Origin of the sequence: Actinomyces timonensis DSM 23838, assembly GCF_000295095.1 — a bacterium.
GTDB lineage: Bacteria > Actinomycetota > Actinomycetes > Actinomycetales > Actinomycetaceae > Actinomyces > Actinomyces timonensis.
In genome coordinates this window covers 823,647-846,155 of sequence record NZ_JH806633.1, presented here as the reverse complement: position 1 = coordinate 846,155, position 22,509 = coordinate 823,647, and the positions used below count along the sequence as shown (strand labels likewise).

Here is a 22,509-nt window from a genome sequence, read left to right as displayed (position 1 = left end):
TGAGGGTTGCGGACGTGCCCCGGGGGAGCGTCCACAACCCCAAGGCACGTCCGCGAACCTGCGGGACGGCGTCAATCGCTTCCAGTGATGGCTCCGCGCCGCTGACGATCTCCGGGCAGCGCGTTCAACAAGGGGGTGGAGGAGCTGAGCAGGAGGATCGTCGTCGTCCTCGGGTACGCCGATGCCGGGCCGAGCGCGGGACCCGTCAACCGGCGCCGCGCCAGGGCCGCCGTCGCCGCCCTGCGAACGGGCGACCTGCTCATCTGCTCCGGTGGCGCCGTCGTCGGCGCGCGGCCCGAGGCGGAGATGCTGGCCGAGTGCGCCCGCGGCCTTGGCTGGCGGGGCACCACCTGGACCGAGACCGTCTCCCGCTCCACCTGGGAGAATATCGGAGCCCTGGGGCCCCTCATCGAGGCCGAGGGCGGCGGGGGCCCCATCATCCTCGTCTCCGATCCCCTCCACGCCGCCAAGGCGCGCCTCATCGCCAAACGCCGCTTCCCGTCCCTCGCGCGCCGTCTGGCCCCCATGCCCCCGCGCGCAGTCGACATCGCGAGGCCGGGCCCCGCGCGAACGGCACTGGCGGCGGCCGATCTCGCGCTGACCGCCGTGCTGCCCGCCTGGGCGCCCCGGTCGGCCACGGGGACGGCTGGAATACGCGCCCTCGCCGGCGCTGTGGCGGGACAATGGCGGCGTCGGCGGTGAGGGTCAGCGCGCGGGGGAGGGGCGGGCCCCGCCCGATGAAGGGCTCAGCGCTGCTGCAATGGGGGCGCCGTCGTCTGCTCGCTCGGGCGACGGGCCGCCCGAAGCCTGGGGTGCGATAGCGCCAGGGCGCAGGTGGCCGCGATGAGGCCGACGGCGAGGATGATCGGAGCCCCCTGGCTGAGGCCGTACAGGGAGGTGGAGGCGACCGGGGCGAGGGCGTAGGCCGCCCCGTTGGTCGCATTGATGAGGCCGGCAAGACTGCCCTGCTCATCCGCCGACAGCTCCAGGGTCGGGCCGGCGTTGTATCCAGGCGCGACCAGCCCCATCCCGAGTCCGAGCAGGGCGCACGCCACGGCGAGGACCGCGTAGGAGCTCGGCCACAGGCATGCCGTGCCGATGAGCACGAGGAGCAGGCCACGGCGCACGAGGGAGGTCGCGGTCCATCCCAGGCGCGGGACGATGACCGCCTGGCCGAGGATCATCATGACCGCGACACCGACCATGTAGGCGGCGGTGACACTTGCCGTGGTGGCGGCCTCCAGGTGGAAGCGGTCCTGGATGAGGAAGCCGAACAGCGTTTGAATGGAGGAGAAGACGAGGTAGGTGAGGAAGCCGATAACCAGGAAGGGGACGATCCTCGGGTCCAACGGGGACACGCGCTGGGGGCTGGCGATGAGCTCGTCGCTGCCCTGGGGGCGGAATCGGGCCACCAGGACCACCAGGCCCGCTCCCATGAGGATCGGCATGGCGATGAGCGGAAGGACCATGCCACCGAGGCCGGCGAGCGCCCCGCCCAGGACCGCACCGGCGACGGCCGACAGCCCCTGCGCGGCGCCGATGGCGCCCACCACCTTGATCCGCTGGGGCTCGGTGGAGGTGTGGTTGACCAGGTAGGCCTGGGCGGTGGGCGTGACGGCCGCGATGGACGAGCCGTAGATGAGGCCTCGGGTGGCGATCACGCCGATGACGAGCGCGGTGCCGGTGAGCGCTCCGCGCATCCCGAGCACGGCGATGAGCGCGAAGACGGTGAGCGTCGTCGTGGCCACGAGCAAGGAGACGACGAGCACCCGTTTGACTCCCAGGCGCTGGGAGGCCTTGCCCCACAGGGGGCTGCAGACCATGAGGGCCACCGCGGCCAGGGAGATGGTCGCGCCGATCTGCCACTCCTGCATTCCCATGGCGCGCGACAGCGGCGCGATGGCGGGGTTGAGGAGCATCTGGCCGGTGAAGGCGAGGAGGACCGTCGACAGCAGGAGGCCCATCTGGGGTGGCGCGGAGACGGTCGTGGGCTCGGCCTCGAGGGCGGTGGGGGAGGGCGATGAGGCGGTCGAGGGCACGGATTCGGCTTTCTAGGACGGAGGGATGGGAGCGCCACGGACATTAGAACGCCGTTCGAGTGTTGTCAACGCGAACTAGCATGAGTCCATGGCGACGAGTAAGGGACCAACAGCGAGGCGCGCCGGTCTGAGCCGGGCCACAGTGCTCGACCAGGCCCTGGAACTGTCTCGGGCCCAGGGCGTGGAGGGATGGAGCATGCGCGAGCTCGCGCGGGCGCTCGGGGTCGTGCCCTCGGTCGTCTACCACTACTTCCCCCAGAAGGAGGACCTGTGCGACGCGGTGGTGGACGCCGTGTGCGCCGAGGTTCCGCTGCCCGATCCGTCCCTGGCGTGGAAGGAGTGGTTCACCGCCCTGCTGGGGGCCTGCCGGCCGGTGCTCCTGCGCTATCCCGGCGTCGCCGACAGACTCGTGGTCGGCAGGGTCACCCGCAGCCTCCTGCCTGTTGTCGACACAGCGGTCGGCAAGCTGAGGGACGCCGGATTCGGGCGGCTGACCCCGCTCGCCTACTCCATGGTCCTCAGCGTGGCCCTGTCCGCGATCTCGGCGCGGAACCTGCGCACGCACACGATGCACGGCGTCCACCACGACCTGCCCGCCATGGTGGCTCGTCTGACGACGATGCGGGGGGCATCCCCGGGTCTCGACTTCTTGCTGACCGAGCTCTTCGAGCCGGTGTCCCGCCCGGAGGAATCGGAGAGGATCGGGCAGGACTACTTCGATCTCGTCGTGGCCTCGATGCTCGACGGCATCGAGCATGTCCTGCTGCCCAAGGCCGCGGGGGAGCCCGGGCCGGGCCCCGCGCCCGCCGGCGAGCCGCCCTCCCGGTAGCCTGAGGCCATGAGCGCGAGCACCACCAACGGGCCTGGCCGGAACGGATCGCAGGACGAAGCCACCGGGCAGGGAGCCCAGGAGGCGCAGGCCGCGCGGGCGGCTGAGGCGATCGCCGAGATCGTCGAGGGGCGGCGCACTCTCATCGTCTCCGGCGCGGGCATGTCCACCGATTCCGGGCTCCCCGACTACCGGGGCGTGGGCACGACCCCCATCGAGCCCGTCGACCTCCCCGCCTTCGCCACCGACCCCGTGTGGTACCGCTGGCTCTGGTTCCGCAATGAGGCCACGTGGCGCTCCCTGGAAGCGCTTGAGCCCAACGCCGGGCACCTGGCCCTCGCCCGCCTCGAGGCGGCCGGAGCCATCATGGGCGTGGCCACCCAGAACGTCGACCGCCTCGATGCCCGCGCGGGTGTGCGCCAGCTCTGGGAGCTCCACGGCTCCTACGACACCGTCGTCTGCCTGCGCTGCGGGGCGCGGAGCACGCGGGCAGAGGTCTCCGAGCGCCTGCGCGCCCTCAACCCGGACCTGGTCGAGGACCTCGACCCCATGCGCCTGGAGATCACCCCTGAGGCCCGCCGCGCCGAGGCCGAGGCCTGCGATTTCCGCACCGTCGACTGCGAGGAGTGCGGCGGCCTGCTCAAACCCGGCATCGTCATGTTCGGCGAGGGCCTGCCCGAGGAGGCGATGGATGGAGCACTGGCCGCGGCGCGCGAGAGCGAGGCGGTCATCGTGGCCGGCACGAGTCTGGCGGTCTCGACCGGCATGTGGGTCGTCCAGTCGGCTCTGGCCAGCGGCGCGAGCCTCGTCGTCATCAACCGCGGGCCCACGCAGGCCGATCCTTTCGCCGAGATCATCGTCGACGGCGGATGCTCACCCGTGCTGGCTGCCCTCGCCGACCGGCTCGCCTGAGGGGGATGCCGGGAGCCGTCCGCTGACAGGCGCCTGCTGGCGGGCGCCTGCTGGCAGCCCTCAGCCGAGGCCGCGGAGGAAGGCTCCGAGCCTCTCCAGTCCCGTGGCCAGCTCCTCGCGCGAGGCGGCGTAGGACAGGCGCACATGCGTGCTGCCCGTGGCGGTCGCGAAGTCGAGCCCGGGGGTGAGGGCCACGTGGGCCTCCTCCAGCGCCCTCATGCAGAAGTCCCAGGAGGACAGGCCCGTGCCCGAGACATCGAAGTAGACGTAGAAGGCGCCGTCGGGCGCCACGGGAACCGGCAGGCCCAGGCGCTCCAGGCCCTCGGTGACGATCCGCCGGCGCGCCAGCAGCTCGGCGCGCCGCTCCTCGCACACGGCCAGCGACTCGGGGGTGAAGGCGGCGAGCGCGGCGATCTGGATGGGCGTGGAGGCGCACAGGAAGAAGTTGACGGCGAGGTTCTCGGCGGCCTGGGCGAGTCCTTCCGGCAGGACCGCCCAGCCGAGGCGCCAGCCGGTCATCCCGAAGTACTTCGAGAAGCTGGAGACGACGATCGCCTCGGGGTCGTGCTCGAGGACGGTGCGGGCGGGGAGGCCGTCGGCCTCGTCGTCGGCCAGGCCCAGGTAGATCTCGTCGACGATCCGCCAGGCGCCGCGCGCGGCGGCGAGGTCGCAGATCGCGGCGAGCTCGCTGAAGGGGATGGAGGTGCCCGTGGGGTTCGACGGCGTGGCGATCATGACGGCGCTCGTCGCCGGGGTCCAGGCGGCCTCCACCCCGGCCGGGTCGAGTTGGAAACGGCTGGACGGCGTCGTCGGCACGAGGACGCAGCGGCCCCCGGCGGCGTCGACGAGCTCCCGGTTGCAGGGGTAGGACGGGTCGGCGATGAGGACGTCATCCCCGTGATCGACGGTGGCCAGGGTGGTGAGGAGGAGCGCGGAGGAGGCGCCGTTGGTGATGATGATGCGCGCGGGGTCGACGTCGACGCCGTGGCGGTCCTTGTAGAAGCCGGCGATGGCCTCGCGCAGGGCGGGCAGTCCCATGGCGGGGGTGTAGGGGAGCGGCCGACCGTCCATGGTCCCGCGCATCGCCTCGCGGACGGGTGGGGGAGCGCCGAAGGAGGGCTCGCCCAGGCTGAGCTTGGCGATCCGGTGCCCGGCGGCCTCGAGCTCCTGGGCGCGGGCGCCGATCGACATGGCGTGGAAGGGCGGGGCGTCGACGGCGCGCCGGGCGAGCTTCATCGTTCTCTCCAACGATCGGGATGGGAATCGGGGCGCGATGGCGCCGGTGAGGGGCGCGCTGCCGCGCCTCCGCCCAGGGTAGGCCGAGATCCCTGGGCAACTGGCCCGGTCATCCGCATGTGGACAAGGCGTCATGACTGGTAGCCTCGCTCAGGCGCGGGTCCCGCCCGCACCAGCCCCCATAGCTCAGCGGTTAGAGCAGCGAGCTTATACCTCGTCCGTGCCTGATAAGCACAAGGTCCCGGGTTCGAATCCCGGTGGGGGTACCGCGCCCGGGCCCCGCTGGCCCGGGGCAGTGGCTCGCCCCCGTGGTGGAATCGGTAGACACAGCGGCCTTAAAAGCCGATGCCGCGAGGCGTGCGGGTTCGAGTCCCGCCGGGGGCACTCCGGCGTGCTCGCGGGGCAGCCCGCCATAAGGAGGCGGGGTTGCGGCCTCCTCAAACGGACCACGTCCGCCAGCCAAGGCGGGTGTGGTCCGTAGTGAAAGGACAGAGTCTTGAGGAAGCCGTGGTGGCGGGAGTCTGCGGAATGCGGGCGGTCAGGCGCATGCGTTCAGAGGCACTGCCTTCGCTAACATGTTGAGCCTTGGGCTCTCCATCCATGCTTCTGTGCGAGTTTTGACAATTGTCTGCCCGAACTCATCGCCAACGACCGTTCGAAATCGGGCGGAATCGAAGTTCGTTGACCAGGAAACTAAGGAGATCTATGCAAAATTTCGGCTTTCACTTCCGCCTCAAGTTCACTCGGTATTGATTCTTCTTGTCATCGTGCTGCCAAGACGACACGCCGCCGCACCTCTTCAATCGGTCAAGAACCCTGTCGAATCGCAGCGATGCCGGCAGGTCCACACGCTGCCGTCCGCCGGGCTGACTCAGCCGCAAATACGGCTCTCCTAAGTTGTCGATAAGATTCAAAACGTCATTGTCGTCGAGCGCGTCTAGCGTGACCGCAATACATCTAAGGATAATGTCTGCCTCAACTTCTGCTGACACAAGCCATCTCAGACTTACAAGATCTACCGCGACGTCAGCGTCGACCGCATACTCGGCAACGCGGCTCAAGTCCTCAGAGCTGAGATTCGAACAGTAGTTCTGTATATTGCCGGCGATCGTTCTCTTGATCTCATCGGAAATAATTTTGCTGCCAACGATCCGCGCGGCGTCAGCGTCAACGACTGACGCATTCATGTACTCGCTAAACGCAGTGGACTTCGCAATCGCGAACTCGCGATGCTTCCATCTAGCATTCTGAGTAAGCTCAAACGTCGCTGCCGTATCTTCAATAAGCCCAGCATCGAGTAGGAGCCCCACCAGCAGGCTATCCTCAGTTTCAACCTGCTCCGCCGTCAATGGGAACCTGAAGTGGCTAGAACCGAACTGCTCCTCTTCTGTGCGCAAATGTTGCACTAGCGCCACGCGTCGCTCGGCGGTAAGAACATCCCTGGCCTCCAATAGGCTCTTCGCGATTGGCGTGTAGTCCGATTGTGGATCATTTGCAGTTATGTGCGGCTCCCGTTCCTTGAGGAGAGAGGCTAAGGATCTATCCACGCCATAGCGTTCGATGTACTGTTGAATGTTTTCCATCGACAAGTCCAGATTACCTTGGTCGGCGACGATCGGCCACAGGGCCGGAGGGACAAACTCAAGCGTGAACTCCGTTCTCGTATTATCGAGGATTCGTTTGATGGCGGGGACCTGCGAGTCGCTGACCTTTTCCGAATCCAGGCTCACTGTGCTCGTATCGAGACTGATCCCATCTAGTCCGGCCAGATCATGAAATACCTTGTTTATCCGCGGTGTGTTATGTAATGCCGAAAGATAGTTAACCGGATAGTGCAACGCATCGAGATAGTCATCGAGGTTGTCTAGCATGTACGCATACATCGCAGGTTGCCTGGTTGCAAGATCGTCCAGATTTAACCGTTTGTCCCCTGCAAGAAGCTCAAGGTTCTGACGAGTGATTGTGTAGCTAGAACTCTGGTTGACGTAATCGTATAGATCACCCCGCAGTGGGCTGACATCCTGAAGCTTGGCTCCAGACAGTGCGAGAACACGCGCAACAGACGCAGAAGAATCGGATTCTTCTCCCGTAAATCCTTCGAATTCTCGATAATGCTGCTCGATCATATCGCGCACGTCTTCGGCCCGGTATTCAGCATTGGGAGCACAGTTCATCATCGCGACATCGACGAGTTGACGCTGAATCCGATCGTTGACTCCAGTAAGATTCGCGAGGACTTCAAACAGGCCGAAATGTTTCGGAGCAAGAAGAGTGACAAGCCGAATGCTCTTCCCGTCAGCGACTTCCGTCTCAGTATTCGCCGCATGTTCAAAGTAGGCCTGCAATAATGACCGCTCGTCGTCGCCATCATTCACGATTGCAGCGAGCAATTGGTTGAGGTAGCCCTCATTGGACGGATCGGGAGTCAGCAGGTATGCGAGAATGTTTGCGTTATAGCAGCCTGACTGAGCGACTCCGTTTGCCGGGAGATCACGAAGCAGTTGTTCGATATCCTTCTCATCCAGCGGGTAGCCGACATTTGGGCTATTTGGCTCGACATGACGAAGTAAGAATGTCATAGCATTTGCGCTAAGAGCAGTCTCATCATACGTCGAGCAGTACAGCGCAAAGTTGCGATCAATGTAGCCATGCTGCACGAGCGCTGCGGCCATGTCTGAGCCAAGACGCGCACGAACATAGCCGGAAAACGAGACCTTTGCCTCCTCAAGTGTGACATGAACGTCCCCATCCTCCATGAGGTCCTTCATATCATAGTGTCGCAACCGCTGTCGACGTTCGGACAACGATCTGGAGCACTCGGAGAGTTGCTCGCGCCGTTCCTTTTCCCAGACCAATGTGTCGAGATCCATCTTCATGAGTTCAGACAACTGCTGGCGGTTCAATGAATGAGACGCCAGAAATGAACGGGTGATGCAGTGCGGGTCCCGTACATTTACATTATAACTAAACGTAACTGTACTGCCGTCAGTCTCTGCGAGCAATCTCCAGGGTTCGACGTTGCTCATTTCCTTCTGATCATAATGAGTCCCATTGATATCCACAGAGCAGTCAGGATTGCCGCTGTATCCAGAGGTCGAGGATAGAATCTGGGTGAGTTCAATGAATACCTTACCCAGTTCTTGGGCGCGCTCACTGAGTAAGACCCCTCCGCCCAACTTTCGTTCAATCTCGTCGAGCTCGCCATTAATCTTGACAATTTCATGCTCGATGAGTTCTCGACTCTTCAGATAGACTGCGTCCAGATTGCTTTGACCGAGACGAATGTCTTCAAAGTCTTTGAGATGCACTGCTTTGTAGAGCATCATGGCGAACAGGGAGTCGGGACGAAGGTCAGGCGAACCGGTACAAAGGATCTTGTTAGCGTAGATCTCGTACTCGCCGCGTACGCTGACCAGCGTGCGATAGTCGGGAATGTGGCGCGCAGCAAGATCGATGAGTTCGCTACTTATAGCATGGGATACGGTTCGCATTTGTTTGCGGAGCGCATCCCGCGCATTACGATGCGTGATGAACGGGACAACCGGGATGACGAGATCAAAGAACTTGGTGCGATTCGACCGTTCTATCTCATGCACGGCCTTGTCGTCCGTCGGCGCAGAAGATTGGAGTTCATCGTCCTTGGCGTTCTGGAAGCTGGTTGCGGCAGATTCCGGTTGCTCAAAAATGCTGTCTCGCGTTGCGTATATGAATACGATGGGCGCGCGGTGACGACGTCCCCATCGAGGGCGTCGAAGCTGCTGCGCGTTATTGAGCACGGTATTGAGCGCGCGAAGTTGTTCGAAAATCTCTGGATTGTCGAATCGGTCTAGGTCCTCGAAAATGACGATCCGGTGCTTTGTCTCTTCGAAATAGTAGATGATCTCGTCTAGATACTTGTCGAAATAGGTTTCTGGTCGGTCATCGAACGCGATCGACGCAGGACCCGCCGTTAGCTTATCAAATCGGACCCTGCCGGAGACAAGGTAAACGGGGCGCCACAAGACGATGGTTCCGATAAGCCAAACGAGAATTGACTTGCCGACGAAATTGATCCAATTCTTGATGAGATTGTCTGCATTCCAACCGTCGAGAGGGAAATCGGGAACCTGTCGGAGTGTGTTCGTCGTTAAGAGTAGGACCACGAGAATTAGGCTGATGAATGATGGAGTTCTTAGCGATCGCCGGAGTCCGGCCTTGTGCAGTCGGTTGAATCGAGAGCGTGGCAGTTCCCGGGGGTCTGCCATGTACAGGAGCTGCTTGATGATCTCCTTCTGTATACTGCTTGCTTCTTCCGACAGTTCCCTCGACGAGGGCGTTCGCGATGATCGCTGATTCCCGAGCGTTGATAGCGATATAGAGACCGCCTCACTGCCGTGCATTTCGACTACCTTTGAGAGAATCGAGCTCTTGCCTGACCCATACGGTCCGCTCAATGCGAGGTTGCGGCAGGATTCGCTGCGCAGTGCCTTTTCTATTTCGTCAACGTAGACTTTATGCTCCTGCTCGATATACTTTGGCGAGAGTAATTCGATCGTTGTGTCGCAATGACTACTGCTTCGAGATTTGCGCTTGAGGTGTGCGGCCATGGTGTCGAGCAATTTTCTGACCTATTCTTCTTAATTCTTGTCGGTTTGAATTGTTCTCTTGTTCGACGAGATTTCGATCGATGGCAGGCGTTCGACTCTGCTGCAATTGTTTGTCTTGGCTCTTGTTGGCGCGCCCGGGTGTGCGGCCAGTAGTTGGCTACGTGTTCGAGCAACTGGGCTGGTTGTGGGTGCCAACATTGCAATGCAATGACATATAGCTCGGACTACTCCTACGACTGGTGCGTCGTAGCCTTAGTGACGCTCGTCGTGACCTTCCCTTTCAACCAGAGTCAGCTCCTCCCGACTTATCAAACTGGCGAGGTTCGCCAGGCTCTCATCCTGGAGGAGTGCAGGGTTGCAGACGAAGTGTTCGAGGATGGCGGTGAACTGTTCGTGCGGGACGGCGGCTAGCTTTTGGCGGATGTCGTTCACGCCGCCTGTGTCGACGATGCGAGTCTGCTCGACGAGACGAAGCTGCTCCTGGCTGTAATTGTGGGCGGCCATGGCGGCAAGGAATCGAGCCCGGGCTTCGGCATTGGGTATGGCCCGGGCAGTGGTTGGTAGCCGGGAGCTCCAGGTTGGGCCAGGCTAGGTTATCGCTGGTCTTGTGCGACCGGTCTTCGGTGTCCGTGTGGCGGCGGAAGAGGCCGGCGACGTTCTCTGCCTGGGCCACGAAGAACGGTTGAGCTGACTGATCCGACCAGCACCTGACATGCGGTACGGCGTAGCTGGCACCTTTGTCGATGAGATAGGCAGTTACCAGTCCGGCTATGAAGGCGGTGAGGTCAAACGCCTCGTCTGACTCTGAGCGCTGGTCGGTTTGGATGTAAGAAGTTGGCGGCACATCGTCGTCGAGATCAGGACGTTCATCGGTGGGAACGAAACGACCGTGACCCTGGAGGGCACCGTCGGCATCGTAGAGGTTCTGGTGCCAGCCGCCTTCCCGCTTCTGTCCAGGCGTAAGTTCGGCGTTGTCCCATTCGAAGTACCCTGCTTGGCGCGGCATGACGCGAGTCTAGAGCGACTGGTGAGAAGCCAAATGCTGGCGGAACGGCGCCGTCGGTCACGGTTCGGCCACGAGCGTCAGGGCGACAGTGCTCTCCTACCTCTGCGCTCTCACCAGCCTGTCCGTTTCAACGCCGATGGTCTCGGCGATGCGTTCGGGGCTCTGCGGGGGCTCGGGATGAGGAGCGGTCAGGAAGGGCCTACCTGCGTTACCCGGTCCGGACGGGCCATCGGGTGTTCGGGTCGAGTTCTCCGGAGCGGTGGGGCAGGACCGTCAATTCTGCGGCCGTCGAGACGCCTGATGCCAGCGGGCTACGGCGGGATCGGCGGAATACCAACGATCGCCGTCGGCCGTTCATCGCCGGCCGTGCTCGACGGCAGCAGAATTGACGCCCGGTGGGCGGCGTCTGTCCCTGGCTCTACGCCGCGGTGAGCTCGGCGGCGCCGAAGGAGACGCCGAAGTCCTCGCACCACAGGACCACGCTCGTCCACGCGGCGGGGTCCGTGCCAGCGGGTAGGTCGTAGACCTGGTTGCCCAGGTTGCCCTTGATCGGCGCGACCTCCAGGTGGGCGTGGTCAGCAGCCGTGAACCAGCCGTCCTTGCCCTCGATCACCGGACCGGCGCTCAGCCACACCCGCACATCCGGGCCGTTCGACGTCGCCAGGTCCTCCAGCACCAACTGGTGCGAGCCATCCGGGTTGCGCAGGACCCGCGCGGTCCCAGTCGTGGTGTGCTCATGCGAGATGAAGGAGCCGCTGGCCACCTGGACCGGGCCCAGCGGCTGCGCGGCCTCGGCGGGCTGCTCCGCGCCAGCAGGCTCTGTCCCTCCCGTGCTGCTACTCGCCTCGGCGCCCGCCGTGGAGGAGGCATCCGCAGACGGCGCCATTGACGCCGTCGCCACCGAGAAGGCGGGGATCTCATCGTCCACCGTCTCATCGATGAACAGCAGCCACGGCTTGAAGACGGCAAGTCCGACTCCAGCCGTGGCCAGGACGATCACGGCGAGCGAGGTCACCAGGCGCTTGTGGCGGGAAACGAATCGGGTCATGTCAGGGCTCATTGGAATGACTCGGGGGAGGCGCGGCACGGGTCATCGCGCGCCAGCAAGGTTCGCCTTATAAACGCACCTGTTCTCTAAATCATTGCCACTGAACCTATGGCACTCCTCACTCCCCGTCGCGCTCCTCCGCGCGCCTGGGCACGCCCCTCCCCGGCTCAGTCCTCCCCGCTGAGCGCGCCCTCCTCACCCAGGCGGTGGGAGGCGTAGACGCTGCGCTGGCGGTCCAGCCCGGCGGCCACGAGCCCCACGAACAGCGGGTGGGCGCGCGTCGGCCTCGACTTGAACTCGGGATGCGCCTGCGTGGCCACGTAGTAGGGGTGGAGCTCGCGATCCAGCTCGACGAACTCTGTCAGGTGCCCGTCCGGCGAGGTGCCCGAGATATGAAGCCCCGCGGCCTCCAGGCGATGCCGGTAGGCGTTGTTCACCTCGAAGCGGTGGCGGTGGCGCTCCGAGACCTCGCGGGTGCCGTAGACCTGCGCCACGAGCGACCCCTCGGCCAGCACGGCTGGGTAGGCGCCGAGCCTCATCGTCCCGCCCAGGTCGCCGCCCCCGGTGACGAACTCGCGCTGCGCGTCCATCGTCGTGACCACCGGGTCCGGCGTCTCCGGCTCCATCTCCGTCGACGAGGCCCCCTCCAGGCCCAGCAGGTCGCGCGCGGCCTCGATGACCATGCACTGCAGCCCCAGGCACAGCCCGAGCGTGGGGACCCGGTGCTCCCGGGCCCAGCGCAGCGCCCCGAGCTTGCCCTCGATCCCGCGCACGCCGAAGCCGCCCGGCACCACGACGGCGTCGACCCCGGCCAGCGCCCGCTGCGCCCCCTCCGCCGTCTCGCAGGTATCGGAGGCGATCCAGCGGATATCCACCCGCGCGTCACAGGCGAAGCCCCCGTGGCGGATCGCCTCGGAGACGGACAGGTAGGCGTCATGGAGGTCGACGTACTTGCCGACCAGCGCCACCTCCAGGCGTCGGGAGGGGTTGTGGACCCGCTCGAGCAGCCCGTTCCACTCCGTCCAGTCGACGTCGCGGAAGGTCAGGCCCAGGCGCTGGACGAGGAAGGCGTCCAGGCCCTCGCGGTGCAGTGTGGGCGGGACCTCGTAGATGCTGGAGGCGTCCGCGCACTCGACGACCGCCTCGCGGTCCACGTCGCACATGAGCGCCACCTTGCCCTTGATGCCCTCGGGCAGCGGGCGGTCCGTGCGCAGGACGAGCGCGTCGGGCGCGATGCCGATCGAGCGCAGGGCCGCCACCGAGTGCTGCGTCGGCTTGGTCTTGAGCTCGCCGGCCGCCGGCAGGAAGGGGATGAGCGCCACATGCACGAAGGCGACGTTATCCCGGCCCAGGTCGGCGCGCACCTGCCGCGCCGCCTCGAGGAAGGGCTGGGACTCGATGTCGCCCACGGTCCCGCCGATCTCCGTGATGATGACATCAGGCGTGTTCCCCTCCGCGTCCGGCTGCGCCTGGGCGCGCATGACCCGCTTGATCTCATCGGTGAGATGGGGGATGACCTGGACGGTGTCGCCCAGGTACTCTCCGCGGCGCTCCTTGGCGATGACGCGGGAGTAGACCTGGCCCGTGGTCGCGTTCGCGGCGCCGGTCAGACTGACGTCGAGGAAGCGCTCGTAGTGGCCGATGTCGAGATCCGTCTCAGCCCCATCCTCAGTGACGAAGACCTCGCCGTGCTGGAAGGGGTTCATCGTCCCGGGATCGACGTTGATATACGGGTCGAGCTTCTGCATCGCCACGCTGATGCCCCGCGCCCGCAGGAGCCGGCCGAGGCTCGACGCCGTCAGGCCCTTCCCGAGCGAGGAGACGACTCCGCCCGTGACGAAGATGTGGGCCGGACTGGAGGGCTGATTCGCGCCAGAGCGCGTGCTGCTGCTCATCACGGGGCTCCAGCATACGACGGCGCCGTCCCACCCCCCAGGCGCGGCCGCAGGCCAGGACACTCCAGGCGCTGGGGCCTGTGAGGCCGGAAGCCGGGCTCGGTGCCGTTAGCCTTGCTGCATGAACAAATCCCCGCTCAGCCAGCCAGCCACTGCCGAGGAAGGGTCCTCGGCCGCCGAGGCGCTGACCGTCGCCGACGTCGTCGCCCTCGTCGAGGCCGCCGCACCGACCAGGCTCGCCGAGTCCTGGGACTCCAATGGGCTCATCTGCGGGGACCCCGAGGCCCCCGTGGCCTCGATCCTGCTGGCCGTCGACCCCGTCGCGGCCGTCGTCGACGAGGCCATCGAGCGCGGCGCCGACATGATCATCACCCACCACCCCCTCTACCTGCGCGGAACCGACCACGTGGCCGCCACCGATCCCAAGGGCCGCGTCATCCACCGCCTCATCCGCTCCGGCATCGCCCTGCTCAACGCCCACACCAGCCTCGACGCCGCCCACGGGGGAGTGGCCGCGGCCCTGGCCGCCTCCATCGGGCTGCTCGGCGCCGTGCCCCTGGAGCCCAGCCCCGCCGACCCCGCCCAGGGCATCGGGCGCATCGGCTCCCTGCCGGCGCCCACCCGCCTGCGCGACCTCGCCGACGCCGTCGCCGCCGCCCTGCCCGACTCGCCCCCAGGCATCCTCGTGGGAGGGGACCTGGACGCCACCGTCGAGACCATCGCCGTCTCGGGAGGGGCGGGAGACTCCCTGCTGGCCCGCGCCCGCGAGGCCGGCGCGGACGTCTTCCTCACCGCGGACCTGCGCCACCACCCGGCCAGCGAGCACCTGGAGGCCGGGCGCCCCTACCTCATCTGCGGAACCCACTGGGCCACCGAGTGGGTAGGCCTGCCCCCGCTCGCCCAGCGGCTGGCCAGCGCCGCCGAGCGCGGCGGACGTAGACTCTCCACGCATGTCTCCACGATCTGCACCGACCCCTGGGCCCTGCGCCTGAGCACAGCGGCCTCGCCAGCGAAGCAGTAGCGCCCAGCCGCCCATCCCCACCCTCGACGACCGGAAGGACCTCCCGTGACCAGCGCCCCCATCGCCGAGCAGCGACTCCTCATCGACCTGCAGGACATCGACGCCGCACTCGCCAGGCTCGCGCACGAGCGCCGCGCCCTGCCCGTTTTGGCCCGCATCGAGACGACCATCACCCGCCTCAAGGACAACAAGCGCGCCGCCCTGCTCGCCACCGCCGCCCTGTCCGAGGCCAAGCAGGGCGCCACCCACGCCGAGGACGAGGTCGGGCAGGTCGTCCGCCGAGCCGCCGCCCTGCGCGAGCGCCTGGCCGCCGGGGGCGACGCCGCCCGGGACCTCACCGCCATCCAGGGGGAGATCGACCAGCTCGGACGGCGCCAGGCCGTCCTCGAGGACGCCCAGATCGCCGCCATGGAGGTTCTGGAGGCGGCCCAGGCCGAATCCGACCGGCTCGCCGCCGAGGAGCAGACCATCCGAGCCGCGGGCAGGGAGCTGACCGCCGAGCGCGATGCCGAGTTCACGCGGATCGACGAGGAGACCGAGCGCCTGCGGGCCCGGCGCGACGAGCTCGCCGGCACCATCTCCGCCGCCCTGCTCGCCGACTACGACGCCGTGCGCGCCGCCACCGGGGGACTCGGCGTCCTCGCCCTCCGCGGGCACCGCCTCGAGGGCGGCTCGGTCGAGCTCAGTCCCGCCGAGCTCGCCCGCATTGACGCTGCTCCCGCTGACGCCATCATCCACGCCGAGGAGAACGACGTCATCCTCGTGCGCATGGACATCTGAGCGTTCCGGCTCCCGCCGGCCCCCCCTCGCGGCCCGGGCGCGAGCGGCGGACCGAGGCGCCAGGGGGCGCTTCGAGCGGCCCGGGTAGGATCTCAGCCCAGGACGAGGGTGAGATCGCGGCGCCCTGAGCGGTCCGGGACGGACAGCTCGGCGTCGGCCACGCCCTCCACTCCAGCGCCCGCCTCAGCGATGCCTTCCGCCGTCGACGGCGCGCTGCCCGCGGCGGCGAGTGAGACGAGCTTCCCGGCCAGCAGGCCCCGCGTGTGCTTGGCGTGGTGGGAGACCACCGCGCGCTTCCCGCCACGGACCTGCACCGCGCGCACCCGCAGCAGCTCGCCGCCCCAGGCGCGATCCGGCTGCCAGGCCGCCGCGTAGGCCGAGGAACGGGCGTCGACGACGAGCCCAGCGTCCTCGGCGATCGGCCCGAGGACCGCGGCGAGCTCCCGCTTCCACAACGCGCTGAGCCGCCCGCAGCCGGGCAGGACGGCTCCCATCGCCAGGCGGTGGTCCGGCAGCGGGTCCGTGGCCCGCACAGCGCCCCACAGGCCCGAGAGGATGACGACATGGCGCGACAGCGCCTCCGCCATTCCCGCCGCAGCCCCGCCGAAGCCCGCGGCCTCGTAGAGGACGCCCGTGTACAGCTCATGGGCCGGCGCGCACGGCGCCTCGGCCAGAACGAGGTTGAGAGCGGCGTCGGCAGCGGAGCGCGGGCCCAGGCCGAGGATCGCGGCGGCCTCCGGGGCGGCGCTCACCTGGGCGAGCTCGTCCATCACCTCCCGGCGGGCGGCCGTGAGGCGCTCCGCCGCGAGCAGTGCGGTGAGATCGAGGCGGGGCCCGGAGGGGGGAGGGGTCTTCCCCTCGCTGGGAGGCAGGAGGATGAGCACAGGCACATGCTAGACAACCGGGGTGCTCTGGAGGCTTCCTCCGGCGGCTATGCTGGGCGGGCGGACGAGCCGACCGGGCGGCCGCGGTACCCCGTGGGAGACCATGTGGGATCGAGGAACGTCCGGGCTCCACAGAGCAGGGCGGTTGCCAACAGCAACCCGGGGCGACCCGCGGGACAGTGCCACAGAGAGAAGACCGCCGCCAGGCGACTGGAGGTCAGGGTGAAAGGGTGGGGTAAGAGCCCACCAGCGCGCCGGGTGACCGGCGCGGCTCGGCAAACCCCGCCCGGAGCAAGACCGCGCAGCAGGCGCCCGAGGGCTGCTCGCCCGAGCCTGCGGGTAGGTCGCGTGAGGCCGTCGGCGACGGCGGTCCAAGATGGATGGTCGCCACCGCCCAGTCCGGCAACGGCGGGCGGCAACAGAACCCGGCGTACAGGTCGGCTCGTCCGCCCTTCATCGTTCCCGCCCGGCGGAAGCCGATGATGGGAGAGACGTGGTGGGCCCCTCCGAATCAGGAGGGGCCCACCACGCCTCATCGTGCTCATGTGGCCGTCAGGTGATCCTTCGGCCGCAGGGGCGGGGTCACTTCGCCTTGATGTAGCCCTCGTCGACGCTGGTGAACGCGGTGATCGCGAAGACACCCTGGTTGACGGCGCTCTGGTCGATGAGGAAGGTGACGTAGCCGGTGGCCTTGCCGCCATCGCGGGGCATGGCCTGCTGCGTCAGCTCTCCCTTGTCGCTGTAGCTCTCCACGGCGGAGGTGGTCGTCCCGTTGTTGACGAAGTCCATCTTGAAGGTGTACTTCTCGTATTGGCCCTTGCCGTGGTATGTGATCTCGACCGGGACCCGGATGTATACCTGGTTGGCGCCGGGCTCCTTGTAGCTGTAGCTGCTCATCGTGCTCTTGACGTCGTCATTCGCGTTCCACTTGACGTCGCCGACACTCACATCGAGGCTCGCGTTCGGGTCGTTGTAGTCGTTCTTGGAGGCGTGGAAGGTCAACTGGCCCTCGGCCGGATTGGTCATAGAGGATCCGGCGCCGCCAGAGGAGGTGCTCGCCGAGCTCGAAGGCGTGGAAGGAGAGGTCGTCTTGGGCGAGTCGGTCCCGCCGCCCCCGCCCCCGCCCTGGGTGGGCTCCTCCGTGGGGCCGGGAGCCGCGGAGGTCTCCGTGCCGCCGCCGCCAGCCTTCTTCTCATCATCTCCACCGGAGAAGGCCAGTACGAGGCCCACGACGAGCGCGACGACCAGCACGGCGATGATGGTGTAGAACCACCACTGCTTGTAGACGGGCTTGGCCGCGCTAGCGTCGGCGCCACCGGGCACGTCCACCGGCTGCCAGCCGCCTGGAGCGGCGGGGCCAGGCTGCCCCTGGCTGTGGAAGGGCGTGGGGGCCTGGGCATAGTTCATCTCCGCCGCGTACGGGCTGCCCGGTGCCGAGGAGCCCGACGGGGCGGGCAGCCCGGTGGAGGCGTAGTCGGCCGACGGCGCCGAGGCCGACTGGCCGGTCGGGTCCGCCACCGGACCGGTCTGCGCGGTCTGGACGGCCTGGGTCGGGGCCCAGGCGGGGTCAGAGGTCCCGGGGGCGGAGGCCGAGACGGGGGAGGCGCCGGACGCGTCCTCGACCCAGAGCTGCCAGCCCTCGGGGGCGGGGCCCCACGCGGGGTCCGGCTGCCACCCGGCGGGCGGGACGAAGCCCTCGGGCGGGGCGGGCCAGTTCGGCGGCGGGTTGAAGCGAAGAGCCATTGGGACCTCCGGGAGAAGTGGGAATGCTTGCTGAAGGACTCGTCGTGGGGCGCATGTCTGGCGGCGAGCGCTCGCCCTGTCCGCGCCTCAACTGATAGATCGAATCTACACCGAACAGCCGTCGCAGCGGGGATCGGATCAGCACTGGGCGCCGGGCACCCGTCCCCGGGCACTGCTCCCCATGCGCGATCCAGGGCGCGCGGACCCCGCCAAGGCGCTGTTCAGAGCGGTTCGGGCGGGGCGCGCTCAGGGCAGTGTGAGGATGTCCGCGCCGTCCTCTGTGACCACGAGCGTGTGCTCGAACTGGGCGGTGCGCGAGCGGTCCCGGGTGACCACGGTCCAGCCATCATCCCACTGGTCCCACTCGATACCGCCCAGGGTGAGCATCGGCTCGATGGTGAACACCATGCCCGGCTCCATGACGGTGTCGTAGCGGGGAGCGGAGTCGTAGTGCGGGATGATGAGGCCCGAGTGGAAGGCCTCTCCGACGCCGTGGCCCGTGTAGTCGCGCACAACGCCGTAGTCGAAGCGCTTGGCGTAGGCCTCGATGACCCGCCCGATGACGTTGACCTCGCGGCCCGGCCGCACCGCCTTGATGCCCCGCTCCATGGAGGTCCGGGTGCGCTCGATGAGCAGGCGCGTCTCCTCATCGACCTCGCCCACGGCGTAGGTGGCGTTCGTGTCGCCATGGACGCCGTCGACGTACGCGGTGACGTCCAGGTTGATGAGGTCGCCCTCGGCCAGGACGGTGGAATCGGGGATGCCGTGGCAGATGACCTCGTTGATCGAGGTGCAGATGGACTTCGGGAAGCCCATGTAGCCCAGGCAGGACGGGTAGGCGCCGTGGTCGCACAGGTACTCGTGGGCGATGCGGTCCAGCTCATCGGTGGTGACTCCTGGCGCGATCGCCGCGGCGGCGGCCTCCATGGCGCGCGCCGCGATCCTGCCCGCCGCCCGGATGCGCTCAACGGTCTCAGGGGACTTGATATCCGAGGCCGTCACCCTCTCCGGCCCATCGTGGAACAAGTACTCGGGGCGGGCGATGGACTCGGGCACATCGCGCCGGGGCCCGACGATTCCGGGTACGAGGGTCCCGCGCGGCGCCCGATCGGCGCCAAGGCGATGAGGGGATCCAGGAGACGTCAGAGCAGTCATGCCCCCCAGCATAGGAGCCGGTGCACTGGTGCACAGCCGCCATACCTCAACGTCTTGTCCCCGTCCTGCCCCGCCTGGGCCAGGACCGGGCGCGTGTCCCCTGCCCACCCCGTGCCCCGCAAGCGGCCCTCCTGGGGAGGCGGTGTGACCTACGATGCGCATATGGCAAAAATCCACTTCGTGCGCCACGGCCGCACGGTCCTCAACGAGCAGCACCGCACCCAGGGCTCAGCGGACTCGCCCCTGACGCCCTCGGGGCGCGAGGGCGCCGCGCTGGCCCGAGACTTCCTGGCCGACTACCCCCTCACCCGGGTCTACCTCAGCCCCCTGGGACGGGTGATCGAGACCACCGACATCCTCACCGAGGGCCGCGAGCTCCCGCGCACGATCCTCACCGGTCTGCGCGAGTACGACTACGGGATCTACGACGGCGGCCCCGACCCCGAGATGCTCGCCGCCCTGCCCACCGAGAAGCTCCTGCCCGGTGTCCTGTCCGGCCGCTTCGAGGGCGCCCCCGAGGGCATCAGCGCCACCGACTACCTGCGCGACATCGACGGCGCCCTCGCGCGCATCCTGGCCGACCTGCGCGACGACGCCGAGGCCGGCAAGACCGACGCCGAGGCCCTGGCCGTCTCCCACGGCATGACGATCATGACGATCATGGCGCGCTGGATCGGCCTGGAGGTCTACTCCAAGGCGCCCATGGCCAACTGCGCCATCACCACCGTCGAGATCGACCCGACCGCCCCCGGGGGCGCCCCCCGCCTCATCGACTGGGCGCTCGACCCCGGCAACCAGGGCGTCACCTTCCCGGCGACTGACATGAGCGGCGTCTTCGACGGCGTCGACATCATCCCCATCGACTTCACCCGCCCCGAAGGGCTGTAGACGCGCGATCGGGCCCGGCCGGCGCACTGGCGCGCCAGCCGGGCCCGATCCGAGTCGTCGGGCGAGCGGCCCAGGGGCGTCGGGACCCTCAGGAGGCGAAGCTCTCCTCGGCGGAGGGGAAGGAGCCGTCGCGCACGGCGGCGTTGAAGTCCTCGGCGGCCTGCCGAAGGGCAACGCCCACCTGGCCGAACTGGCGGGCGAAGCGCGGCTTCCACTCCGTCATGCCCGCCATATCGGTCCACACGAGCACCTGCGCGTCGCAGCCCGCGCCCGCGCCGATCCCAATCGTCGGCACGGCGAGCGCCTGGGTGACCGAGGCGGCGAGGTCCTGGGGGACCATCTCCAGGACGAGCGCGATGACGCCCGCCTCGGCCAAGGCTGTCGCGTCGGCCAGCAGGCCCGCGGCGGCCTCCTCGCTCCGGCCCTGGACCCGGAAGCCCCCGAGCATGTTGACCGACTGCGGGGTGAAGCCCAGGTGGCCGACGACGGGGATCCCCGCCTCGCTGAGCGCGCGGACCGTGGTCACACGGGGCGCCCCGCCCTCGAGCTTGATGGCGTTGGCCCCGGCCTTGACCAGGCGGACCGAGGAGGCCAGCGCCTGGGCGGGCCCGGACTCGTAGGCGCCGAAGGGCAGATCGGCGACGACGAGCGCGCGCGTGGTCGCCGAGGCCACGGCCCGCGTCGCCACAACCATCTCGTCGAGGCTCACCGGCAGCGTGGAGCCGTGCCCCAGCATGACATTGCCGATGGAGTCGCCGATGAGGAGCATGTCAGTGCCCGCCGCGTCGAGGATCGAGGCCGTCACGGCGTCGTAAGCGGTGAGCATGGTGAGGCGCTCGCCCCGCGCCTTCGCTGCGGCGAGGTGGTGGACGCGCACTGGCTTGCCCGCTGGCGGCAGGGCGCTCGGGGGACCGTAGGGGGAGTCCGTGGTTGCCATGGCGCCAGCGTAGCCGGTGCGGCGCGGCCGCCCGCCCCGTTGGCCCAGCTACCGGCAGGCAAGCCGCCCACCTACCCCGCCCAGCCCACCCCCGCCGTCCACGACACGCGCGGCGAAACCCGGCCGACTCCCGGTCCCGATAGAGTCGGGCCATCCCGGCACCGCCGTCGGGTTCCGAGCTGATCAGAGATGGGGAGCAGGCATGGACAAGCAGCAGGAGTACGTGCTCCGCGCGATCGAGGAGCGCGACGTCCGCTTCGTGCGGCTGTGGTTCACCGACGTGCTCGGCCAGCTCAAGTCCGTGGCCATCGCCCCGGCCGAGGTCGAGGCCGCCTTCGAGGAGGGCATCGGCTTCGACGGCTCCACCATCGAGGGCCTCACCCGCGTCTACGAGTCCGACATGCTCCTGAGCCCGGACCCCTCCACCTTCCAGATGCTCCCCTGGCGCAACGACCGCGACCGCGTCGCGCGCATGTTCTGCTCCGTGCTCACCCCCGACGGCGAGCCCGCCCGCACCGACCCGCGCGCCGTCCTGGAGCGCCAGCTCGCGCGCGTGGCCGATGCCGGATTCACCTGCTACATCCACCCCGAGATCGAGTTCTACCTCGTCAACCGCGACGAGCAGGGCCGCATCACCCCCACCGACGACGCCGGCTACTTCGACCACGTCCCCGGCGGCACCGCCCACGACTTCCGCCGCCGCGCCATCCTCATGCTCGAGCAGATGGGCATCTCCGTGGAGTTCTCCCACCATGAGGGCGGCCTGGGCCAGAACGAGATCGACCTGCGCTTCGCCGACGCCCTGTCCATGGCGGACAACATCATGACCTTCCGCGCCGTCATCGAGGAGGTCGCCATCCAGGAGGGCTGCATCGCGACCTTCATGCCCAAGCCCTTCGTCGGCCAGCCCGGCAGCGGGATGCACACGCACTTCTCCCTGTTCGAGGGGGACCACAACGCCTTCTACGACCCCGCGGGCCAGTACCAGCTCTCCGCCACGGGGCGCGCCTTCATCGCCGGCATCCTGCGCCACGCCAAGGAGATCACCGCGATCACCAACCAGTACGTCAACTCTTTCAAGCGCCTGTGGGGCGGCGACGAGGCCCCGAGCTACGTGTGCTGGGGCCACAACAACCGCTCGGCCCTCGTGCGCGTCCCCATGCACAAGCCCGGCAAGGCGCAGGCCGTGCGCGTCGAGTACCGCTCCCTCGATCCGGCCGCCAACCCCTACCTCGCCTTCGCCACCATCCTCGCCGCGGGCATGAAGGGCATCGAGGAGGGCTACGACCTTCCCGCCGAGACCGAGGACGACGTGTGGGCCCTGACCGACGGCGAGCGCGAGGCCCTGGGCATCGAGGCGCTGCCCACCTCCCTCAAGCGGGCGGTGGCCGCCATGAGCGGCTCCGACCTCGTGGCCGACACCCTGGGGGAGGACACCTTTGAGTACTTCCGGCGCAACAAGAAGCACGAGTACCAGGCCTACGACGCCCAGGTCACCGACTTCGAGATCGGCCAGTTCTTCCGCCGCGCCTGAGGCGCGCCGCCACTCG

The 22,509-nt window shown here is 67.7% G+C and carries 17 protein-coding genes, 2 tRNA genes and 1 other RNA gene; 10 read left to right on the top strand and 10 right to left on the bottom strand.

All coding sequences use genetic code 11. The annotated features are described in order from the left end of the window. The first annotated feature begins 135 nt into the window (after positions 1–135). Complete coding sequence (locus tag A1QA_RS15065) at positions 136–702, top strand: ElyC/SanA/YdcF family protein (RefSeq protein WP_017178761.1); 567 nt, start codon at positions 136–138, stop codon at positions 700–702. Positions 703–746: 44 nt separating this feature from the next. Here A1QA_RS15065 and A1QA_RS0109945 read toward each other — a convergent pair whose 3' ends face one another. Then, positions 747–2,039 (bottom strand): MFS transporter, encoded by a 1,293-nt coding sequence (locus tag A1QA_RS0109945; RefSeq protein WP_017178760.1) that lies wholly within the window; start codon positions 2,037–2,039, stop codon positions 747–749. Positions 2,040–2,127: 88 nt separating this feature from the next. On the opposite strand from A1QA_RS0109945, the gene A1QA_RS15505 reads away from it, so the two are divergent. After that, complete coding sequence (locus A1QA_RS15505; protein WP_082181201.1) at positions 2,128–2,868, top strand: TetR/AcrR family transcriptional regulator; 741 nt, start codon at positions 2,128–2,130, stop codon at positions 2,866–2,868. Positions 2,869–2,877: 9 nt separating this feature from the next. Next, the gene (locus A1QA_RS0109935; protein ID WP_017178758.1) at positions 2,878–3,780 is read left to right on the top strand and encodes a Sir2 family NAD-dependent protein deacetylase; all 903 of its coding nucleotides are present in this window, start codon (positions 2,878–2,880) and stop codon (positions 3,778–3,780) included. Between the two features lie 60 nt (positions 3,781–3,840). Here A1QA_RS0109935 and A1QA_RS0109930 read toward each other — a convergent pair whose 3' ends face one another. Beyond that, positions 3,841–5,016, bottom strand: coding sequence for an aminotransferase class I/II-fold pyridoxal phosphate-dependent enzyme (locus A1QA_RS0109930; RefSeq protein WP_017178757.1), 1,176 nt, complete (start codon positions 5,014–5,016; stop codon positions 3,841–3,843). A gap of 175 nt (positions 5,017–5,191) precedes the next feature. On the opposite strand from A1QA_RS0109930, the gene A1QA_RS0109925 reads away from it, so the two are divergent. Both A1QA_RS0109925 and A1QA_RS0109920 read left to right on the top strand, forming a co-directional pair. Continuing rightward, positions 5,192–5,282: transfer RNA gene (locus A1QA_RS0109925), tRNA-Ile, on the top strand. 36 nt (positions 5,283–5,318) lie between these two features. Continuing rightward, positions 5,319–5,400 (top strand) — tRNA-Leu (locus tag A1QA_RS0109920). A gap of 338 nt (positions 5,401–5,738) precedes the next feature. Here the strand turns inward: A1QA_RS0109920 and A1QA_RS16010 are convergent. The 4 genes from A1QA_RS16010 to A1QA_RS0109890 all read right to left on the bottom strand — a co-directional run bounded on the left by A1QA_RS16010 (position 5,739) and on the right by A1QA_RS0109890 (position 13,551). Beyond that, positions 5,739–9,614: a YobI family P-loop NTPase gene (locus A1QA_RS16010; protein WP_154652348.1), complete on the bottom strand. Its 3,876-nt coding sequence runs from the start codon at positions 9,612–9,614 to the stop codon at positions 5,739–5,741. Positions 9,615–9,854: 240 nt separating this feature from the next. Beyond that, positions 9,855–10,106 carry a hypothetical protein gene (locus tag A1QA_RS15055; protein WP_017178753.1) on the bottom strand — a complete coding sequence of 84 codons (252 nt, stop codon included), beginning with the start codon at positions 10,104–10,106 and terminating at the stop codon, positions 9,855–9,857. 920 nt (positions 10,107–11,026) lie between these two features. Then, positions 11,027–11,656: a DM13 domain-containing protein gene (locus tag A1QA_RS0109895; RefSeq protein ID WP_017178752.1), complete on the bottom strand. Its 630-nt coding sequence runs from the start codon at positions 11,654–11,656 to the stop codon at positions 11,027–11,029. A gap of 167 nt (positions 11,657–11,823) precedes the next feature. Further along, positions 11,824–13,551, bottom strand: a complete 1,728-nt coding sequence (locus tag A1QA_RS0109890) for a CTP synthase (RefSeq protein WP_017178751.1) — start codon at positions 13,549–13,551, stop codon at positions 11,824–11,826. A gap of 121 nt (positions 13,552–13,672) precedes the next feature. Here A1QA_RS0109890 and A1QA_RS0109885 point away from each other — a divergent pair, with 121 nt between their 5' ends. Together A1QA_RS0109885 and A1QA_RS0109880 are read left to right on the top strand one after the other, a co-directional pair. Then, positions 13,673–14,572, top strand: a complete 900-nt coding sequence (locus A1QA_RS0109885; RefSeq protein ID WP_017178750.1) for a Nif3-like dinuclear metal center hexameric protein — start codon at positions 13,673–13,675, stop codon at positions 14,570–14,572. Positions 14,573–14,617: 45 nt separating this feature from the next. Then, entirely contained in the window at positions 14,618–15,352 is a 735-nt protein-coding gene (locus tag A1QA_RS0109880) for a zinc ribbon domain-containing protein (RefSeq protein ID WP_017178749.1), read from the top strand. Between the two features lie 92 nt (positions 15,353–15,444). Here the strand turns inward: A1QA_RS0109880 and A1QA_RS0109875 are convergent, their stop codons facing one another. Next, on the bottom strand, positions 15,445–16,236 hold the full coding sequence (locus A1QA_RS0109875) for a peroxide stress protein YaaA (RefSeq protein ID WP_017178748.1): 792 nt from the start codon (positions 16,234–16,236) through the stop codon (positions 15,445–15,447). Positions 16,237–16,301: 65 nt separating this feature from the next. Here A1QA_RS0109875 and rnpB point away from each other — a divergent pair. After that, an RNA gene (gene rnpB / locus A1QA_RS15075) (RNase P RNA component class A) lies at positions 16,302–16,685 on the top strand. A gap of 133 nt (positions 16,686–16,818) precedes the next feature. Here the strand turns inward: rnpB and A1QA_RS0109870 are convergent. Together A1QA_RS0109870 and map are read right to left on the bottom strand one after the other, a co-directional pair. Further along, positions 16,819–17,979, bottom strand: a complete 1,161-nt coding sequence (locus A1QA_RS0109870) for a hypothetical protein (protein ID WP_017178747.1) — start codon at positions 17,977–17,979, stop codon at positions 16,819–16,821. 246 nt (positions 17,980–18,225) lie between these two features. Beyond that, positions 18,226–19,134 (bottom strand): type I methionyl aminopeptidase, encoded by a 909-nt coding sequence (gene map / locus A1QA_RS0109865; protein WP_043508545.1) that lies wholly within the window; start codon positions 19,132–19,134, stop codon positions 18,226–18,228. Between the two features lie 162 nt (positions 19,135–19,296). Here map and A1QA_RS0109860 point away from each other — a divergent pair, with 162 nt between their 5' ends. Beyond that, the gene (locus A1QA_RS0109860) at positions 19,297–20,022 is read left to right on the top strand and encodes a histidine phosphatase family protein (protein ID WP_017178745.1); all 726 of its coding nucleotides are present in this window, start codon (positions 19,297–19,299) and stop codon (positions 20,020–20,022) included. Between the two features lie 88 nt (positions 20,023–20,110). On the opposite strand, the gene panB is transcribed toward A1QA_RS0109860, so the two are convergent. Beyond that, positions 20,111–20,959 (bottom strand): 3-methyl-2-oxobutanoate hydroxymethyltransferase, encoded by an 849-nt coding sequence (gene panB / locus A1QA_RS0109855; protein ID WP_017178744.1) that lies wholly within the window; start codon positions 20,957–20,959, stop codon positions 20,111–20,113. Positions 20,960–21,161: 202 nt separating this feature from the next. Between panB and glnA the strand changes: the two genes are divergently transcribed. Continuing rightward, a complete protein-coding gene (glnA, locus tag A1QA_RS0109850; protein WP_017178743.1) occupies positions 21,162–22,493 on the top strand; it encodes a type I glutamate--ammonia ligase in 1,332 nt (443 codons plus the stop codon). Positions 22,494–22,509 lie beyond the last annotated feature (16 nt).

What these genes read in the sequence shown, in the direction of transcription:
- glnA (WP_017178743.1), top strand. Translation starts at nt 21,162, where the DNA reads ATGGACAAGCAGCAGGAGTACGTGCTCCGCGCGATCGAGGAGCGCGAC.
- A1QA_RS0109885 (WP_017178750.1), top strand. Translation starts at nt 13,673, where the DNA reads ATGAACAAATCCCCGCTCAGCCAGCCAGCCACTGCCGAGGAAGGGTCC.
- A1QA_RS0109870 (WP_017178747.1), bottom strand. Translation starts at nt 17,979, where the DNA reads ATGGCTCTTCGCTTCAACCCGCCGCCGAACTGGCCCGCCCCGCCCGAG.
- A1QA_RS0109890 (WP_017178751.1), bottom strand. Translation starts at nt 13,551, where the DNA reads ATGAGCAGCAGCACGCGCTCTGGCGCGAATCAGCCCTCCAGTCCGGCC.
- A1QA_RS0109935 (WP_017178758.1), top strand. Translation starts at nt 2,878, where the DNA reads ATGAGCGCGAGCACCACCAACGGGCCTGGCCGGAACGGATCGCAGGAC.
- map (WP_043508545.1), bottom strand. Translation starts at nt 19,134, where the DNA reads ATGACTGCTCTGACGTCTCCTGGATCCCCTCATCGCCTTGGCGCCGAT.
- panB (WP_017178744.1), bottom strand. Translation starts at nt 20,959, where the DNA reads ATGGCAACCACGGACTCCCCCTACGGTCCCCCGAGCGCCCTGCCGCCA.
- A1QA_RS0109895 (WP_017178752.1), bottom strand. Translation starts at nt 11,656, where the DNA reads ATGACCCGATTCGTTTCCCGCCACAAGCGCCTGGTGACCTCGCTCGCC.
- A1QA_RS15505 (WP_082181201.1), top strand. Translation starts at nt 2,128, where the DNA reads ATGGCGACGAGTAAGGGACCAACAGCGAGGCGCGCCGGTCTGAGCCGG.
- A1QA_RS0109930 (WP_017178757.1), bottom strand. Translation starts at nt 5,016, where the DNA reads ATGAAGCTCGCCCGGCGCGCCGTCGACGCCCCGCCCTTCCACGCCATG.
- A1QA_RS0109860 (WP_017178745.1), top strand. Translation starts at nt 19,297, where the DNA reads ATGGCAAAAATCCACTTCGTGCGCCACGGCCGCACGGTCCTCAACGAG.
- A1QA_RS15055 (WP_017178753.1), bottom strand. Translation starts at nt 10,106, where the DNA reads ATGGCCGCCCACAATTACAGCCAGGAGCAGCTTCGTCTCGTCGAGCAG.